Source organism: Ruegeria sp. AL12, from assembly GCF_056540885.1.
In genome coordinates, this window is sequence record NZ_JBQFXN010000049.1 from 1 (window position 1) to 1,319 (window position 1,319).

The window sequence follows — 1,319 nt, forward strand, 5'->3', positions numbered from 1 at the left end:
GGTTGCAAGAAACGCTCATGGTATTTGAGCTTGGTTACAAAAGGAATTCCAGAGTGTAACTTTGGCAACCGCGTTAGGGTCAGGACGCATTGATTTTCAACGCGCTGCGTGTTTCACGGCTTCAAAAATGGAGTGGTGATATGAGCGACCTTTACTGGCTGACCGACGAGCAGATGGCCAGGCTTTCCCCTTTCTTCCCGAAGTCGCACGGCAAGCCACGGGTCGATGACAAGAGAGTGCTGAGCGGGATTATCTTCATCAATCGCAACGGGTTGCGCTGGCGCGACGCTCCCAGGGAATACGGACCGCATAAGACGCTGTACAGCCGGTGGAAACGATGGAGCGAGAAAGGCATCTTCGCGCGGATGATGGTCGGCCTGGCTGCCGAACATGGCGAGCAAAAGACCGTGATGATCGACGCGACGTATCTAAAGGCCCACCGCACCGCGACCAGCATGGCCGCGAAAAAGGGGGGCGTGGACGCCTGATTGGTCGGACCAAGGGTGGCATGAACACGAAGCTGCACGCCATCTGCGACAGCCAGGGGCGGCCGCTTAATCTATTCGTCACTGCCGGGCAGGTCAGCGATTACACCGGCGCACGGGCGTTACTCAGCAGTCTGCCAAAAGTCGACTGGCTACTCGGAGACCGCGGCTATGACGCCGACTGGTTCAGGGATGCGTTAAAAGACAAAGGGATACGCGCCTGCATCCCTGGCCGGAAGAAGCGCAAGGCTCCAGTCAAATACGACAAGCGGCGATACAAACGGCGCAACCGCATCGAGATCATGTTCGGTAGGCTCAAGGACTGGCGGCGCGTGGCAACACGCTATGACCGATCCCCAAAGGTGTTCCTCTCGGCCATCGCGCTCGCCGCTCTCGTCATCTATTGGTTATGAATCCTGACCCTAGCATGGGAGCGCGAATTGGTCGAGAATCATGCCCGGTTGGCTGCGGAAGCCGAGGAAAAGATGAAACGAGTCAAGTGGTCAGCCTTGGCTGCAATGCCGTTCTTGATTTGGCCTCTTCTCCAAACTTTGCTCCACAGTGAGCAAATGCCATTGGCGACGGGGCTTTGGTTCTTCCCGGGCGTGGTAGTTCTTGGCCTGTGTGCCTTGATCGAAAAGGTTATTACCCGGAAGCGCGACACCAGCGCATATGCGATCGAAAGCGCCACCTTCGAACAATTTCTAACTGAGCGCATTCCCGTTTCGAGCAACTAACTTCGCGTGAGCAAAGCCCCACAGATCGACGAGTTCATCGCGCGCTGGAAATACACCGGTGGGAGCGAGCACGCCAGACTCGAAGAATTTTGGTCAG

At 56.6% G+C, this 1,319-nt stretch carries 2 protein-coding genes; both read left to right on the plus strand.

Annotated elements, in window-relative coordinates; genetic code table 11:
• Positions 1 to 140: 140 nt before the first annotated feature.
• A protein-coding gene (locus ACR0C6_RS21235) for an IS5 family transposase (protein WP_480621080.1) occupies positions 141 to 898 on the plus strand; the annotation gives its coding sequence in 2 pieces (ribosomal slippage) (positions 141 to 465 and positions 465 to 898; 759 coding nt in all).
• Between the two features lie 27 nt (positions 899 to 925).
• Positions 926 to 1,222 (plus strand): hypothetical protein, encoded by a 297-nt coding sequence (locus tag ACR0C6_RS21240; protein ID WP_480621081.1) that lies wholly within the window; start codon positions 926 to 928, stop codon positions 1,220 to 1,222.
• Positions 1,223 to 1,319: the final 97 nt, after the last annotated feature.